Annotated in this window: 14 protein-coding genes and 1 pseudogene; 8 read left to right on the forward strand and 7 right to left on the reverse strand. The window is 73.5% G+C overall.

Translation table 11 applies throughout. From position 1 onward, the window contains the following. Window positions 1-394 precede the first annotated feature (394 nt). The 5 genes from ACZ5WK_RS23765 to ACZ5WK_RS23785 all read left to right on the forward strand — a co-directional run bounded on the left by ACZ5WK_RS23765 (window position 395) and on the right by ACZ5WK_RS23785 (window position 5,747). Window positions 395-1,249: an aspartyl/asparaginyl beta-hydroxylase domain-containing protein gene (locus tag ACZ5WK_RS23765; RefSeq protein ID WP_465549824.1), complete on the forward strand. Its 855-nt coding sequence runs from the start codon at window positions 395-397 to the stop codon at window positions 1,247-1,249. Between the two features lie 128 nt (window positions 1,250-1,377). Beyond that, a complete protein-coding gene (locus tag ACZ5WK_RS23770) occupies window positions 1,378-1,830 on the forward strand; it encodes a VOC family protein (RefSeq protein WP_396322520.1) in 453 nt (150 codons plus the stop codon). Continuing rightward, on the forward strand, window positions 1,827-2,822 hold the full coding sequence (locus ACZ5WK_RS23775; RefSeq protein WP_465549827.1) for a hypothetical protein: 996 nt from the start codon (window positions 1,827-1,829) through the stop codon (window positions 2,820-2,822). Before ACZ5WK_RS23770 ends, ACZ5WK_RS23775 begins: the two co-directional genes overlap by 4 nt. A gap of 13 nt (window positions 2,823-2,835) precedes the next feature. Beyond that, window positions 2,836-3,720, forward strand: coding sequence for an LLM class flavin-dependent oxidoreductase (locus ACZ5WK_RS23780; RefSeq protein ID WP_465549829.1), 885 nt, complete (start codon window positions 2,836-2,838; stop codon window positions 3,718-3,720). 401 nt (window positions 3,721-4,121) lie between these two features. Further along, complete coding sequence (locus ACZ5WK_RS23785) at window positions 4,122-5,747, forward strand: alpha/beta hydrolase (RefSeq protein WP_465549831.1); 1,626 nt, start codon at window positions 4,122-4,124, stop codon at window positions 5,745-5,747. Window positions 5,748-5,790: 43 nt separating this feature from the next. Here ACZ5WK_RS23785 and ACZ5WK_RS23790 read toward each other — a convergent pair whose 3' ends face one another. Together ACZ5WK_RS23790 and ACZ5WK_RS23795 are read right to left on the reverse strand one after the other, a co-directional pair. Next, window positions 5,791-6,435, reverse strand: a complete 645-nt coding sequence (locus ACZ5WK_RS23790) for a DUF6629 family protein (protein ID WP_465549833.1) — start codon at window positions 6,433-6,435, stop codon at window positions 5,791-5,793. A 281-nt stretch (window positions 6,436-6,716) separates the two neighbouring features. Further along, a pseudogene (locus tag ACZ5WK_RS23795) lies at window positions 6,717-7,556 on the reverse strand (DMT family transporter); the annotation flags it as partial. Between the two features lie 286 nt (window positions 7,557-7,842). On the opposite strand from ACZ5WK_RS23795, the gene ACZ5WK_RS23800 reads away from it, so the two are divergent. Beyond that, window positions 7,843-8,106 (forward strand): dsRBD fold-containing protein, encoded by a 264-nt coding sequence (locus ACZ5WK_RS23800; RefSeq protein ID WP_148641447.1) that lies wholly within the window; start codon window positions 7,843-7,845, stop codon window positions 8,104-8,106. A gap of 462 nt (window positions 8,107-8,568) precedes the next feature. Here the strand turns inward: ACZ5WK_RS23800 and ACZ5WK_RS23805 are convergent, their stop codons facing one another. Both ACZ5WK_RS23805 and ACZ5WK_RS23810 read right to left on the reverse strand, forming a co-directional pair. After that, window positions 8,569-9,120, reverse strand: a complete 552-nt coding sequence (locus ACZ5WK_RS23805) for a DUF6817 domain-containing protein (RefSeq protein ID WP_465549835.1) — start codon at window positions 9,118-9,120, stop codon at window positions 8,569-8,571. A gap of 126 nt (window positions 9,121-9,246) precedes the next feature. Next, on the reverse strand, window positions 9,247-10,170 hold the full coding sequence (locus ACZ5WK_RS23810; RefSeq protein WP_465549837.1) for an alpha/beta fold hydrolase: 924 nt from the start codon (window positions 10,168-10,170) through the stop codon (window positions 9,247-9,249). A gap of 113 nt (window positions 10,171-10,283) precedes the next feature. Here ACZ5WK_RS23810 and ACZ5WK_RS23815 point away from each other — a divergent pair, with 113 nt between their 5' ends. Beyond that, the gene (locus tag ACZ5WK_RS23815; RefSeq protein WP_465550033.1) at window positions 10,284-10,721 is read left to right on the forward strand and encodes a MarR family winged helix-turn-helix transcriptional regulator; all 438 of its coding nucleotides are present in this window, start codon (window positions 10,284-10,286) and stop codon (window positions 10,719-10,721) included. Window positions 10,722-10,807: 86 nt separating this feature from the next. Here the strand turns inward: ACZ5WK_RS23815 and ACZ5WK_RS23820 are convergent, their stop codons facing one another. Then, window positions 10,808-11,746 carry an AEC family transporter gene (locus tag ACZ5WK_RS23820; RefSeq protein ID WP_465549839.1) on the reverse strand — a complete coding sequence of 313 codons (939 nt, stop codon included), beginning with the start codon at window positions 11,744-11,746 and terminating at the stop codon, window positions 10,808-10,810. A gap of 171 nt (window positions 11,747-11,917) precedes the next feature. Between ACZ5WK_RS23820 and ACZ5WK_RS23825 the strand changes: the two genes are divergently transcribed. Continuing rightward, window positions 11,918-12,367 (forward strand): HD domain-containing protein, encoded by a 450-nt coding sequence (locus ACZ5WK_RS23825; protein ID WP_396322512.1) that lies wholly within the window; start codon window positions 11,918-11,920, stop codon window positions 12,365-12,367. 339 nt (window positions 12,368-12,706) lie between these two features. On the opposite strand, the gene ACZ5WK_RS23830 is transcribed toward ACZ5WK_RS23825, so the two are convergent. Together ACZ5WK_RS23830 and ACZ5WK_RS23835 are read right to left on the reverse strand one after the other, a co-directional pair. Then, window positions 12,707-13,081: an aggregation-promoting factor C-terminal-like domain-containing protein gene (locus ACZ5WK_RS23830; protein ID WP_396322511.1), complete on the reverse strand. Its 375-nt coding sequence runs from the start codon at window positions 13,079-13,081 to the stop codon at window positions 12,707-12,709. A 484-nt stretch (window positions 13,082-13,565) separates the two neighbouring features. Then, window positions 13,566-14,360, reverse strand: coding sequence for an NAD(P)H-dependent oxidoreductase (locus ACZ5WK_RS23835; RefSeq protein ID WP_465549842.1), 795 nt, complete (start codon window positions 14,358-14,360; stop codon window positions 13,566-13,568). Between the last annotated feature and the right edge of the window lie 17 nt (window positions 14,361-14,377).

Raw genomic sequence — 14,377 nt, forward strand, 5'->3', positions numbered from 1 at the left:
TCCCCCCAACCCCCCCCGACAACCCCCGCCCCCCCCCACCCTGCTCTCCCCCGACAGAAAACCCCCCCCCCCCCCCCCCCTCCCCCCTCCACCCCCCCCCCCCCCCCCCAACACCCCCCCCCCCCCCCCCCCCCCCCCCCCCCCCCCCCCCGGGCCCGACGCGTTGTGCGGCCCATTCCGGCGGGTGCGAAGGCTGCCTCCGGCCTGCCTCCATTGCCGCCCGTCCGTTCGGCCTCGTCCGCCTAGCATGGGTATCCCCGAGGACGAGTTGCGCATATCTGGACAGCAATTCCTCGCACGATCTCCTGGGCGAATCCCCCCGCCGGCGCTGTGCAGCCTTTCACGCGGTGATCGCATTCCTCTGGGGTCCAATGAGCGAGTCAAGGAGTGAGCCATGCGTACGCAGTTGATCGGCAAGATCGACCTCGACCGGACGAAGCTGTCGGACGACCTGGAGGCGAGCTTCGGCATCAACTTCGGCGAGCCGTACGACGAGTTCGTCTGCGGCCGCCCGTGGAAGAGCGCCATGCTGATGACGCCCGGCGGCGGTGAGGGCACCGTCCTCTCGCAGTTCGACCCGTCCGAGCCGGCCGCGTTCACCGCCGACGGCGAGCGCCTGCCGTACGTCCAGGAGCTGATCCGGAAGCACTTCGCGACCGAGCACATCACCTTCGCCCGTCTGGTGGCACTCAGCAACAGCGTGCTGGTCCCGCACCGCGACTACGTCGAGCTGTCCGACGACGTCTCGAAGGCGCGGATCGCGCACCGCGTGCACATCGTGCTCTCCACCGCCGAGGACGCGATGTTCAACGAGTCCGACTCGGTCTACCGGATGAAGGAGGGCGAGGTCTGGTTCATCGACGTCACCAAGCCGCACAGCGCCGGTGTCGTCGGCGACACCCGCCGCGTCCACCTGCTGATCGACGTCGCCAACGTGGACGACGTGGAGAAGCTGTTCAAGTTCGAGCACGAGCTGACCGGCGGCATCCCGGAGGCCAACCTCTGCGAGCGTCCGGAGCTGACCGCCGAGGAGCGTGAGGGCATTCACGCGCTGTCGGGGGTCATCGACGAGGAGAACATCATGGAGGTGCTCGGCCTCGTCATCAGGAAGCACTACCGCAAGGACGGCGGCCCGAAGTTCGTCTGGAGCACCATGACGGAGATCGCCCGGCTGAGCGGCGACGAGCGGATCGTCAAGAAGGTGGCGGACCTGTACCACCACACCAACCTCGAGCGCATCGAGAAGTAGCGGCCACACGACGAGGGGCACTTTCCACTCGCGGAACGGGCCGATGCGGTGGCCAGGGACTCCTGACGGGCCCTGGCCACCGGCACGCACACCGCGCCACGAATCGGGCGAGCTGACGGGAATCATCAATGACAGTCCACCACCACCACATCGGCATACAGACTGCGGACCTGGACAACTGTCTGGCGTGGTACCGCGACTACTTCGGTGCCCGGGAGACCTGGACGCTGGACACCTTCTCGGAGCTGACGCTCAGCCGGCTTCCCGGGATCACCCGCCTGACCGAGGTGATGGTCGGGGACGTCCGGTTCCACCTGTTCGAGCAGACCGGTCAGGACGACCGGCTGCCCGGCGGAAACACCGTGCAGTTCCAGCACACCTGCCTGTCGGCCGACTCGCCGGAGCGGCTCCAGTGGTGGCGGGACCACTGGGTGGAGCTCCACGAGTCCGGGCGCTACCACTTCGCCCGGCCGGAGGGGCCCACCGACATCGTGATCGACGCGGACGGCATCCGGAGCTTCTACACCTACGACGTCAACGGCCTCGAATTCGAGTTCACCTACGTGCCGGATGGTTCATGAACATCAGCTTTGAGGCACTGTCCGCCGAGCTGTCCACGCCTGAGGGCTGGACCTTCGCCGGCCGCCCCTACGGCCTCGAACCGCTCATCCTGCCGCCGCCCGCGGCTGCCGACGAGGAGCTCGGGCGACTGCGGCTGGACGCCGCGTCGGGCCCCGACCTGCGCGAGCTCTGCCCGGCCCTGCTCGCGCACGGCGACTCCCCGCTGCCCGGAGGCCCGTCGTCCGGCGTGGACGCCGCCACGGACGCACCGGATCCGAGGGTCCACTGGTTCCGCTGGATCACCGGCCACCAGATCTCCTTCGTCATCTGGCGGCTGCTGGCGCAGGAGATGCGTACCGCGACCCTCACCGAGGGGGTCCGGCAGGCGAACGCCATCGCGGCGATGTCCGCGTACGTCCGCGGCTACTGCGCGATGCTGCTCTACACCGGATCCTGCTCGCGCGAGGTCTACGAGGAGCTGATCCGGCCCTCGATGTTCCTGGCGCACCCCGGCTTCAGCGGCACGTGGGCGCCCGACTTCACGGCCGTGCGCCAGGTGTTCCGCGGGAGGCAGCTGTCCTGGCTGGGCGGGGGGTCCGTGGTGGCCGAGCTGCGCCGTGCGGTCGCCGTCAGTCACCTGGTCCACTCGGGCGTCGCCGCCAAGCTCGTCCCGGCCGGCGGCTCGCTGCTCCAGGAGGCCGTCTCGACCGGCGGCAACCGGCGCTCGAACCTGCTCGGGATCCTGTACGACAACTACTTCATGACCGCCCGCGCGCACGACGCCGACGACCAGGTCGTCCCGCAGCTGCTGCGCCGGCTGGAGGCGGTCGCCCTCGACCTGGTCGCGCACGGCCTGAACTCCGGGGGCGAGGACGAGCAGCGGCCGCCGGAGCTGCGGGACGCGGACGTGCTGGAGGTCGAACGCGACCTCCTCGGAACCATGGTGCGGGTGGCCGAGCACGCTGCGGGGCTCGACTCCAGCGACCTCGACCTGCAGCCGCAGTCGGTCTGAGGGAAGTGACGAGATGCGATACGGTGCGCTGATTCTGCCCGACCGCCGCTGGGCGGACTCCCGGCGGCGATGGGTGCGGGCCGAGGAACTCGGCTTCGACCACGCGTGGACCTACGACCACCTGATGTGGCGCTGGCTGCGGGAGAAGCCCTGGTTCGGGGCGGTACCGACGCTGGCCGCGGCCGCCGCGGCCACGTCGCGGATCCGGCTGGGCACCATGGTGGCCAGCCCGACCTTCCGCCACCCGGTCACCTTCGCCAAGGAACTCATGGCGCTGGACGACATCTCCCAGGGCCGGATCATCTGCGGCCTCGGCGCGGGCGCCGGCGTCTACGACGACGAGGCGACCGGCGGGAAGTCGCCGAGCGCCCGTGAGCGCGGTGAGCGGTTCGCCGAGTTCGTGGAGCTCACCGACCGCCTGCTCCGCTCGCCCGAGACCAGCTACCGGGGCGCGTACTTCACCGCGCACGAGGTGCACCTGCACCCGGGGTGCGTGCAGCGCCCCCGGCTGCCGTTCGCCGTCGCGGCGACCGGCCCGCGTGGCATGCGGCTGGCCGCCGAGCACGGCGACCTCTGGGTGACGGCCGGCGAGGCGGGCAACTTCGAGCGCCGGCCGTACCAGGACCTGGTCCCGCTGTTCCGCCGGCAGATGGAGGCGCTGGACCGGGCCTGTGAGGCGGCCGGCCGGGACCCGGCGACCATCGACCGCGTGCTGCTCACCGGCGGGATGGTCGACGGCACCCTGGAGTCCGCCGGTTCCTTCTTCCACGCGGCCGAGCTGTACGCCGGGATCGGCTTCACCGACATGGTGGTCCACTGGCCCCGGGAGGAGTTCCCGTACGAGGGCCGGGAGACGATCATGGAGGAGATCGCCGCCCGCTTCCCGAGCCGGACCTGATGTCGATGACGCCCGCGGTCGGCTCGGGATCCCGCCCGGCCGTCCCGCGGACCCGCGTTCGCAGCCGGTCGTGGAGCTCGGCGACCAGGTCCTCGTTGCGCCAGCGCCGGAAGAAGGCCCATCTGCGGTGGCAGTAGCCCTCCGGCTGCCCGCCCCTACCCTCCAACCACGCCGGTACCGGCATTGCATCGCGCACGATCACGGACAGCTACCTGCTGCGGCGCTGCGAGGGCTGAGGTTTCTCCGAGGGACAAGAGGGTCGTCACAGTCCGTCGCGGCCCCATTCGGCCCCGATCGGCTCGCGCCCGTCGCCTGAACACAGTGTCGTTGTGTACGCGGACGTTCCGGTGCGCACGGAATGGGCTGCACCGGTCCCTCAACGGCGAGGAGGAATACGGAGCATGTCGATACGCGGATTCACAGTGGGCCGCCGGCGCCGTGCGGTGGCTCTCGCCGCAGTGGTGATCTGCTCGACGATGGTGACGGTGCCGGAGCTCGCCCGGGCCGACGGTAGGCCCTCACCGTCGGTTCTCGCCCCCCGGCTCGACTGGAGTCCCTGCATACCCGGCAGCCCTTTCGACTGCGCCACCGCCGAGGTGCCGCTGGACTACGGCAACCCCGGTGGTCGCACCATCGACCTGGCGGTCGTCCGGAGGGTGGCGACCGACCCCGGGCGGCGCATCGGCACCCTGTTCGTGAACCCCGGCGGCCCCGGCGGCCCCGGGACGGTGCAGGTGCCCCAGAACTACGAGGACCTCCCGCAGGAGGTGCGGGAACGGTTCGACATCGTCAGCTGGGACCCCCGCGGAGTCGGCAACAGCACCGCGGTCAACTGCTTCGGCAGCCCTGAGGAGGCCGCCGCCTGGGCGGCGACCAAGCCGGCCGGGTTCCCGGTGGGCGAGCAGGAGCGGGCGAGCTGGATCGCCGCGTTCAAGGAGCTGGGCCGGCGCTGCGAGCTGCGCGACCCCGAACTCCTGCTCCATGTGTCGACCGCCGACACCGCCCACGACCTCGACCTCCTCCGCCAAGCGGTGGGCGAACCGCAGCTCAACTACCTCGGGGTCTCCTACGGCACGATCCTCGGTGCGACCTACGCGAACCTCTACCCCGACAAGGTCCGCGCCATGGTCCTGGACAGCAATATCGACCCGCAGGCCTGGACGAACCACGGCTCGGACGACGCCCGGCTCCCGACGTTCCTGCGGATGGGGTCGGACGCGACGGCCGCGGCGACCCTGGACAAGTTCCTCACCCTGTGCGGGTCCACCGCCACCGCGCGCTGCGCCTTCTCCGCCGGCAGCCCGGAGGCGACCCGGGCCAAGTTCGACCAGCTGATGCAGCGGCTCCGGAAGCAGCCGGTGGGCGCGTGGACCTATGCCGGCACGGTCGCCGACACGGTGAACAGCCTCTACATCGCCAACCCCGGCTGGGCCGACCTCGCCGGCCGGCTCCAGGAGCTGTGGGAGGGCCGCGTGCCGGAGCCGTCCACCCCACCGCCCCCGCCGCCGGTCCGGAACCCCGCTCCGTACACGGGTGACGAACAGGGGGGTGCCGTGCTCTGCGGCGACAGCCCCAATCCGCGTGACCCCGCCGTCTACCACGCGTTGGAGGAGACCGCCGCCGCCCGCGCGGGCGACGCCGGACGCTTCTGGACCTGGGCAGCGGAGCCGTGTTCCACCTGGCCGGCCCGGGCGGCCGACCGGTACACGGGCCCGTGGAACAACCCCACGGCCGCCACCGTCCTGGTGGTCGGCACCGTCTACGACCCGTCCACCCCCTACAGCAACGCGCAGGCGATGGCCAAGGAGTTGGCCAAGGCCCGCCTGCTCACCAACAACGGGTACGGGCACACCGCGCTGTTCAACCCCACCAGCTGCATCCAGGCGCACGAGAGCCGGTACCTCGCCGACGGCACCCTCCCACCGCCCGGCACCGTGTGCGAGGCGGACACGCCGCCCTTCTCCACGGCCGAGCCGCACGGCGGCGTCGCCGCCGGTGGGGGCGGGATGGCGAGCACTGTCTCCTGAACCGACGCCGACACCGCCTTTTGCCGGTCCGGGCCCACGGCGGTCAGCTGCGCGGAGGACGGCCGGTCCAGTGCAGGAGGAGCAGACTCGCCAGTGCGGCCAGCGCGCACCAGGTGGAGACGAACGCCAGCCGCCACAGCAGCGCGCAGACGACGGCGCCCACCCCGGTGAGGAGGCCGAGGCGGCGGAGCAGGCGGTCGCCGCTGAGGAGGAGCGAACCGACGGTGGCGAGCAGGTAGCCGGTCAGCAGGACGGCCGGGTGGGGGAGACCGATGGCGTAGCTGAGGGTGTGGCCGTGTTCGGCGGCCGCCACCGGGTGGACGGCGACGGCCACGGCGAGCGGGACGGCGACGAGCAGCCCGAGGAGGACGAAGGGCAGGAGCACGCGCCGGCGGGCCGGTTCCCGGGCCGCGCACCAGACGCCCGCCGGGACGAGCACGGGCAGCAACGGCAGCGCGATCGCCGCCCAGGCCGTACGCGCCCACCCGGCCGGTCCGGCGGGTAGCCCGCCGTCGATGCCGTACCAGACTGCGGCCTCGACCAGCTGGTGCACGCCCAGGACGAGGGGGAGCGCGGCGAGCGGCAGCCGTTCCGGCCGGCCGGCGCGGTGGGTCCGGACCAGGCAGAGCACGCCGATGCCGGACACCACGCCGCCTGCGACCAGGTCCGCCTGCGCGCTCCAGCACATGCCGCCGCCTCTCCGCCGCCGTTGGTCCCGCGGTCGCCGGGCCGTTACCGGGAGCCGCCGGAGCGGCCGGAGCCATCGGAGTGGCCCGAGTGGCCCGAGCCGTCGGTGTCGTCGGCGGCGGGGCGGCCGCCGGTGGGGTGCGGCGGGTCCGGGGCGCCGCGGCCGCCGGACCCGGGCCCGCCCGCGGGCCCGCTCGTCGCGAGCCCCTCGTCCTCCACCGCCTCCCCGTCCACGTCCTCCGGAAGTTCGCCGACGGTCTCCAGGAGGTCGCGGGTGGTGCCGGGCATGGCGGGGTGGCGGCCGATCACGATCACGCCGATGACGATGGCCACCAGTCCGGCCGACTCCCAGGCCAGCGCACCGGGGGTCACCCGCAGGCGGTCCCCGAGGAAGCCGACCGCGCACACGATCCCGGAGATCGGCTGGGCGGCGGTCAGCGCGGGCAGCGACATCCGCAGCGGCGCGGCCTCGAACGCGCTCTGCACCAGCAGCAGTCCGACCACGCCGGCCGCCACCACCGCGTACGGCTGCCAGCTGCGCAGGACGGCGTCGAGTCCGTCGTGGTCGAGGCGCTGGGTGGTGGTCCGGGTGAGCGCGTCCTGGAGGCCGTAGAGCAGGCCGGCGGCCAGGGCGAGCAGGGTGGCCTCCTCGAACAGCGGCAGCCGGCGGGCGAGGGAGACCAGCAGCAGGGTCAGCCCGGTGACCGTGCCGACGACCAGCCAATGTCGCAGCTCCCCGGCCGGTGGACCGCCTCCGCTGGGACGGCCGGCCACGATGAAGGCGGTCACGCCGAGGCCGAGCAGCAGCACCCCGGCCCAGCCGGAGCGGCCGAGGCTCTGGTGGGTGAGCACCCGGGAGAGCGCCATCGCGAACAGCAGGTTGGTGGCGAGCAGCGGTTCGACCAACGAGACTTCGCCCTGGTTGAGGGCGAGCGCGGAGAGGATCAGACCGCTGACCATGAAGCCGGTGCCGAGCAGCCACTCCGGCATCCGCACCAGGTCGAGCAGCAGTCGCCAGTGCAGCAGGTCGGAGCGCGGCGCCCGCTGTGCCGCGTGCTGCTGGAGGACGAAGCCGAGGCCCAAGCAGCAGGCGGCGCTGAGTGCGAGAAGGAAGACCGCCACGGAGGGACCACCCGAACGTCGCTGCCGGCGCCGGACCGTCGGTCCGTGGTTCGACCGCGGCTGTGGCGCGCTGTCGCCAGCCTACCGCCGGGGCGGGACACCGACCCCCGGGACACCGCGGGCCGGGGCCGGGAGCGCGGGGCCGGGAGTGCCGGCGGAGCGCCGCGCCCGCCGCGCTTGCCGCCGCAGGCGCAGCGGGCGCACGCTGGTGTGAGCAGCCGCCACGGGGTCCGCATCCGTGCCGGTCTGAACAGGCACGTCGGGGGCCGGCACCAGGAGGTGTGGCATGCACAACCAATGGGACGTGGAGCTGAGCTTCGAGGAAGACGGTGTGCACACGGGGTGCAACGCGAGGCTGACCGGCGCCAGGGCTCCGGGCCTCAGCGCCCACGGGGAGGCGGTCAAGAGCGCGGAGGACCGCCCGCTCGCCCGGATCGGCGAGGAGGTGGCGGCCTCCCGCGCGCTGGAGGAGCTCTCCCGCAAGCTGCGGGCGCAGGCCACCGGCGAGATCGAGGACGAGGGGCACCGGCCCGGCTACCTGATCTACTGACGACCGCCCCCGCCGGCACCCGCCGGGCTCATCGCTCACCCACCGGGACCGCCGCCGGCCTGACCGGGCCCACGGAGAACGGCGGCGGCCCCCGGCGGGCGGGAAGGCGGCCGCGGGCGGGAGGAGCGGGGCATTGAAGCCGCGTGACGTCCGGTCATGTCCGGGCCTGTCGTCACGTTCGGTCAGGTCCACGCCTGGACCGGGGGGAGTGGTCAGGCGGGGGGTGTGGGGAGGGGAGCGTCGGCGGTGCTGCGGAGCGGGGCGTCGGCGCGGCCGCCGAGCCAGGCGAGCAGGGCGTGGCCGGGGGCGGCGACGGACGGGCCGGTCGGTGCGAGGGTCCGGTGGAGGGCGGAGGGGCCCGCAGGTCGGCGTCGGTCAGGCCGGCGAGTGTGTCGGCGAGCCGGGCACCGGAGCGGACGAGCTCGTCGACGAGGTCGGAGCGGGAGGCGGGAGGAGCTGTGGTCATGACGGCGGGACCGGGCCGCTCGCTCCCAGGACGCTGCGGCAGTGCGCCCGGGCCGGGTCGGACAGCAGTGGCCGCCACCGGGTGAACAGGTCGAGCAGGCCCGCGCCGTGGCGGGTGCGGAACTCCGGGCTGACGGCGGCGAGGTCCAGCTCGTTGGCCGCGGTGAGTTCGGCGAAGTCCCGGCGTTCCCGGAGGCTCGGGCACCGCTGCGTGCCGGTGAAGCGGTCGACGAACGGGCCTGCCTCGTCGGCCAGTCCGCGGTAGGAGGAGGCGCGGTCGCAGGAGGCGTAGAAGTGGACGAGCGCCTCGGCCTCGGTGCCGATCGCCTCGACCAGCTCCGCGCGGCGCCCGGGATCCAGCAGCGCGACCGGGAAGCCGTCCGTCCCGTAGAAGGCGTGGCAGAGGCCGGCCGAGACCAGCGCCGGGCGAGCGCCCCACGCGTCGAGAAGGGCGGCGACCCGCTGCAGGTGCGCGAGCAGTGTGCCGCCTGGGTGTTCCACCCCCTCGGCTCCGGCCGCCCGCAACATCGCCAGTGCTGCTGCCGTCATCTCGACCTCACCTGTCCGGACGATCGCGGGTGCGTGCGGGACCTGCCCCCGATCATAGGAGCCGCCGGCCGCCTGCCACACCGTCACCGGTGGGGTCGCGCCCGCCCGGAGCCCGGGCGGTGGCCCTCAGGCGCGTCCGGGGTGTGGAGCGAGGAACTCGGTGAGCCGGCGGTTGAGTTCGGCCGGCCGGGCCGTCAGGAGACTGTGGTGGGAGGCGCCGGGGAGGACGGTCACCGTGGCCTCGGGGAGGGCCTGCCGGGCGAGGGTGGCGACGCGGCGGGCGTCGTGCGGGCGGCTGTGCTCGGCGAGCAGCACCAGGGCCGGGGCGCCGAGGGTGCGCAGACGGGCGGTGTCCGGGCGGCGGCCGGTGACCGGGCGGACGGCGGGGTACTCGGCGTGGCCGAGGGCGTACACCTCGCGCCAGGCCGGGTCGAGGCCGGTGCCGCCGGTCTCCCAGTCGAGGTAGCGGCGCGCCTTGCCGGCGGTGCGGGGCGGCAGGAAGAGGGGGAGGACGCGGAACAGGTAGCCGGGGCGGAAACCGGTGAAGCACTGGGTGGGGTCCAGCAGTGCGAGCCGGCGGACGCGGGCCGGGGCGTGCAGCGCGTACTCCAGCGCGATCCAGCCGCCGTACGAGTGGCCGCAGAGGTCGGCCCGGGGGACGGCGAGGCCGTCGAGGACGGCGTCCAGCCAGCCCAGCAGGCCGGGCACGCCGGCGAGCGGCGGGCCGTCGAGGGTGCTGCGGCCGGGGTCGCCGATGAGGTCGACGGCGAGGACGCGGTGGCCGGCGGCGGCGAGCGGGCCGACGTTGGCGAGCCAGCCGGTGGAGGTGGCGCCGCCGCCGTGGAGCAGCACCAGCGGGCGGCCGTCGCGGTGGCCGCAGGCGTTGACCCGGGTGGTGCCGTGCGGGGTGCGGACGGTGAGGGCCTCGACGGGGACTGGCCAGCGGGCCAGGGCGGCGTCGTAGGCGGCGAAGAAGGCGTCGAGTCCGGCCTCCGGGGGAGCGGCGGTGCCGGTGGCGTCGGACGTTCTGGCGGAGCGTGCTGACATCATGCCCTCCGGTGGGCGGCGAACTTACTCGCTGAACAATAATCTCGCTGAGCGAGATAATAGTCGCACGGATGTGCCCGGGGAAGGACGACAGGGTGGACAGAACCGAGGAACCGATGCAGCTGGTCCATCTGCTGCGCGGGCTGACCGTCGAACTCGACCTGTTCGGCGCCGAGTTCGCCGGACGCAACGGCCTGCACCCGACCGACCTGCGGGCACTGATCCACCTGCTGGACGCCGCCCGGGCCGGCACGGTGGTGACCCCCGGGCGGCTCGGCGAGGCGATGCGGCTCAACTCGGCGGGCACCACCGGCCTGATCGACCGGCTGGAGCGGCTCGGCCTGATCCGCCGCGAGCGCGATCCTGGGGATCGCCGCAAGGTCCAACTGCTGGTGGAGGATCAGGCGATGGAGCTGGGGCAGACGTTCTTCGGGCGTCTGATCGCCGATCTGGTGGCCGCGATGGGCCGGTTCGACGAGGCGGAGCTGGCGACGGCCCGGCGGTTCCTGCTGGCCATGACGGAGGTGGTCGCCGCGGCCCGCGACGAGGAGTGACCGGGCCGACGCGAGGGCGGAGTGCCCGGGCCGACGCGACGGAGCCGACGCGACGGTGGAGGCGGACCCGGCCGGCGCGGGGTGCCTCAGGCCGGCCCGAGCGCCCAGCTGACGACCGAGAGCGTCGCCATCGAGACGAGGGTGGACCAGAGCACCGAGTCCCGGGCCAGCGCGGTGCCCTTCCCGTACTCGCGGGCGTAGGTGAAGACGTTCTGCGCCGTCGGCAGGGCGGAGAACAGTACGACGGTGAGCAGTTGGTGGGGCGGCAGGTGGAGGAGGAACGCGCCGACGGCGAACGCGGCCAGCGGCTGTATCAGCGTCTTGACCGCGACGGCCACCCCGACCTCCGCGTACCGGGCCGTGCCGGAGGCCGCCGGGCGGTGGTGCAGCGACATGCCGAGCGCCACCAGCGCGGTCGGCACGCCGGCGCCGCCGAGCAGCGTGCAGGAACGGTTGAGTTCGTCCGGCAGGTGCCACCCCGTCGCGGAGGTCACGGCGGAGACCACGGCGCCGGCGGCGACCGCCAGCAGGATCGGGTTGCGCAGCGGGAGCGTGCGCAGCGCGCGACGGCCGGCGCGCCCGTTGTCCAGCACGGTCAGCACGGCCGGCGTGACCAGCAGGATCTGGAACAACACCACCGGCGCGACGAAGGACGCGTCGCCGAGCACCTGCACGGCGACGGGGATGCCGAGGTTGGCCGAGTTGACGTAGCCGGCCGCCATGCCGCCGATCGCCCGCTCGGGGAGCTCCCGGCCGAACAGCCGGTGCGCGGCCAGCAGCCCGAGCCCCGTCGCGACCACCGTTCCGGCGGCGAAGGCGAGCATCGAGGGGTTGGCGAACCGGTCCAGCGGCTCGCGCGCGATCATCAGGAAGAGCGCGGCAGGCATGGCCACATGGAAGACGAACCGGTTCAGCACCGTGTCCGCGTGCGGCCCGAGCAGGCCGCTGCGGCCGACCAGGTAGCCGACCCCGGTGAGGGCCCAGACCGGGGCGAAGCCGGAGAGCAACGGATGCAGGCTGGGCATGGTTCCTCGGAGGGCTCGGGTCGCCCCGGTCGGGACGGCGACGTGGCGGCCTGGCGGCGTGGCGCGGTGGCGACACGCGTGTCGGCCGCCCGTGGGCGGTGCGTGGGTGCGGCCGGGGGTCGCCCGGCACCGCCGCAGTCAACCAGATGCCCGGAGGCCTACGATGACCTGGTGGACTATCTGAGCCTGGCCGAGGTGGAGACGATCGCACGGCGCGCGCACGAGGGGCAGGTCGACAAGAACGGCCACCCCTACGCCGAGCACCTCGCCGCGGTCGCCCACGGCGTGGCGGACCGCGGCGGCAGCGCGGAGCAGATCGCGGCAGGCTGGCTGCACGACGCGATCGAGGACGACGCGCTCACCCGGGACTGGCTGGCCGCGGCCGCGCTCCCGGACACCACCAAGGCGATCGTCGACGCCCTCACCAAACGCCCGGGCGAGCCGCTGGAGGAGTACACCGCCCGCATCCTGGCCACCCCCGGCGCCCTGTTGGTCAAGCAGGCCGACCTCGCGCACAACGCCGACCCGGTCCGGCTGGCCAGTCTCGACCCCGCGACGGCCGAGCGGCTGGCGGCCAAGTACCGCCGCACGCGCGCGCTGCTCGGCCTGGACGAGGGCTGACGCTCGGCTGACGGGCCGTCGGCTCCCGCTGCCGGCCGTCGGCGGTGGGACGAGCCGGTGAACGGCCGCCGGCGCCGGCGCGGTGACCGGCGGGTTGGGCGCCCGGCCCGGGAACGGGCGAGAGGGCCCGTGCACGCGGATCACGCGTGCACGGGCCCTCTCGGTCACCCCGGTTCTCCCTGTCCGATCCCCGGGGTGAGGGGGGACAGCGGTCTGACGGCGGGCGTCGGAGCCCCAGCGGCTCAGCGGCTCAGCGGCTCAGCTGCTCGCCTGCGCGGTGGCTCGGAGACTCGGTGACTCGGCGGCTCGACGGTCCGGCTTCTGCCGGAGTGGAGCGGCTTAGTACCAGTGGTGGGTCTGCCAGAACGACCAGGCGGCGTTCGGGCTGCCGTAGCGGGTGTTCATGTAGTCCAGCGCCCACTTGATCTGGGTCTTCGGGTTGGTCTTCCAGTCCGCGCCGGCCGAGGCCATCTTGGAGCCCGGCAGCGCCTGGGCCAGGCCGTACGCGCCCGAGCTCGGGTTGGTCGCGGTCACGTTCCAGCTGGACTCGTGGGAGATGATCTGGCTGAACGAGGAGAGCTGGTTGGCCGGCACGATCTGGGCGGCGATGGCCTGCGGAGAGGCGGTCGCGGCCGAGGCGGTGGCGGGCATCAGACCGGCACCCAGGGCGGTCACACCGGCGGCGCCGGCAAGAAGAGCAGCGGAAGTGCGCATACGGAGCTTGAAAGCGGGCATGAAGAACAGGACCTCAATCAGGTTGGGCCGGTGTCACGCCCCGCCTCGACCGATGGCCGGACAGGGGCCGATACGGTCGCGGGGCGTGACTCGGCAGCTAGCCGTTTCCCGGCGGGACAGGTGCCGGGCGGCTGACGACTGAGCCATTGTTGCCAGACCGGATCGGCCGTCGCCAAGACCCCCTGTTTACGATGCGTCGTCGTAGTGCGGGGCTGCGCCGTGGATTCGAAGGGCCCGCCACGGCGGCCGCCGAGGTGCCCGCTGACGTCGGCGGATGCGCCCGAGGAGCGTCCGCCCGGACTGCCGCCCGCCGACCACTACCGGTCGTCGTGGCGGCCAATCGCGTGTGAGCGCACTCACCGACCGCCCGCCCGGGGCCGTCACCCACCGGACGGCCGGCGCCACTGCGTGTACAGACGATCTGAGAGCGGCGCCACACCCCGGCGGGGCCGCGGCCCCCGGCTCAGCCCCGCGGGCGGACGTGCAGGTCCAGCCCGCTCGCCCCCGCCTCCTCCACCCCGGGCAGCAGCCGCATGTCGTGGTCGTAGTCGCCGCCGACGAGCGTGCGGAACGGCACCGGCTCGTCGGTGAAGAGGCCGTCGAGCCGTCGCGCGTACGCGCGACGCGCCTGCGCGAACCGCTCCTCGGGCAGGTCGTTCGACTCGAACACCCCGAACGGCTCCAGCGGTGCCACCCCGGCGAACCAGAACAGGCCGTGCTGGAGCGGGTACAGGACGTCGGCCAGGCGCCCGTGGATCCCCCGGTCCGAGAAGGCCGACTCGCGGGCGCCCATCGTCGCCGACACCAGCGCCCGCCGCCCCGCCAGTGCGCCCTCGCTGTAGGGCGGCGGAACGGCCGGGCCGTAGCCGAAGCCGGCGGTGAACACCCGGTCGATCCAGCCCTTCATGATCGCGGGAGCCGAGAACCACCACATCGGGAACTGCAGGATCACCGCGTCCGACCAGAGCACCTTCTCCTGCTCCGCCGCGATCTCCGGTGCCAGCCGCCCCGCCAGCGTGGCCCGCTCCGAGGCGGCCATCACCGCGAGCCGCCCGTCCGCCGCGTGCTGCGGGAAGTCGTCGGCGTCCACCGCGGCCTTCCACTTCATCGCGTAGAGGTCGGACACCTGCACCTCGTGCCCGGCCGCGCGCAGGTGCTCGACGGCGAAGGCGGTGAGGGAGGCGTTGAGCGAACGGGGCTCCGGGTGGGCGCTGACGACAAGGATCTTCTTCCGCGGCTGCGGCGTGGCATCGGTCATGCGGACCACACTCTCCC

The sequence above is a fragment of the Kitasatospora sp. NPDC032757 genome, from assembly GCF_055579305.1.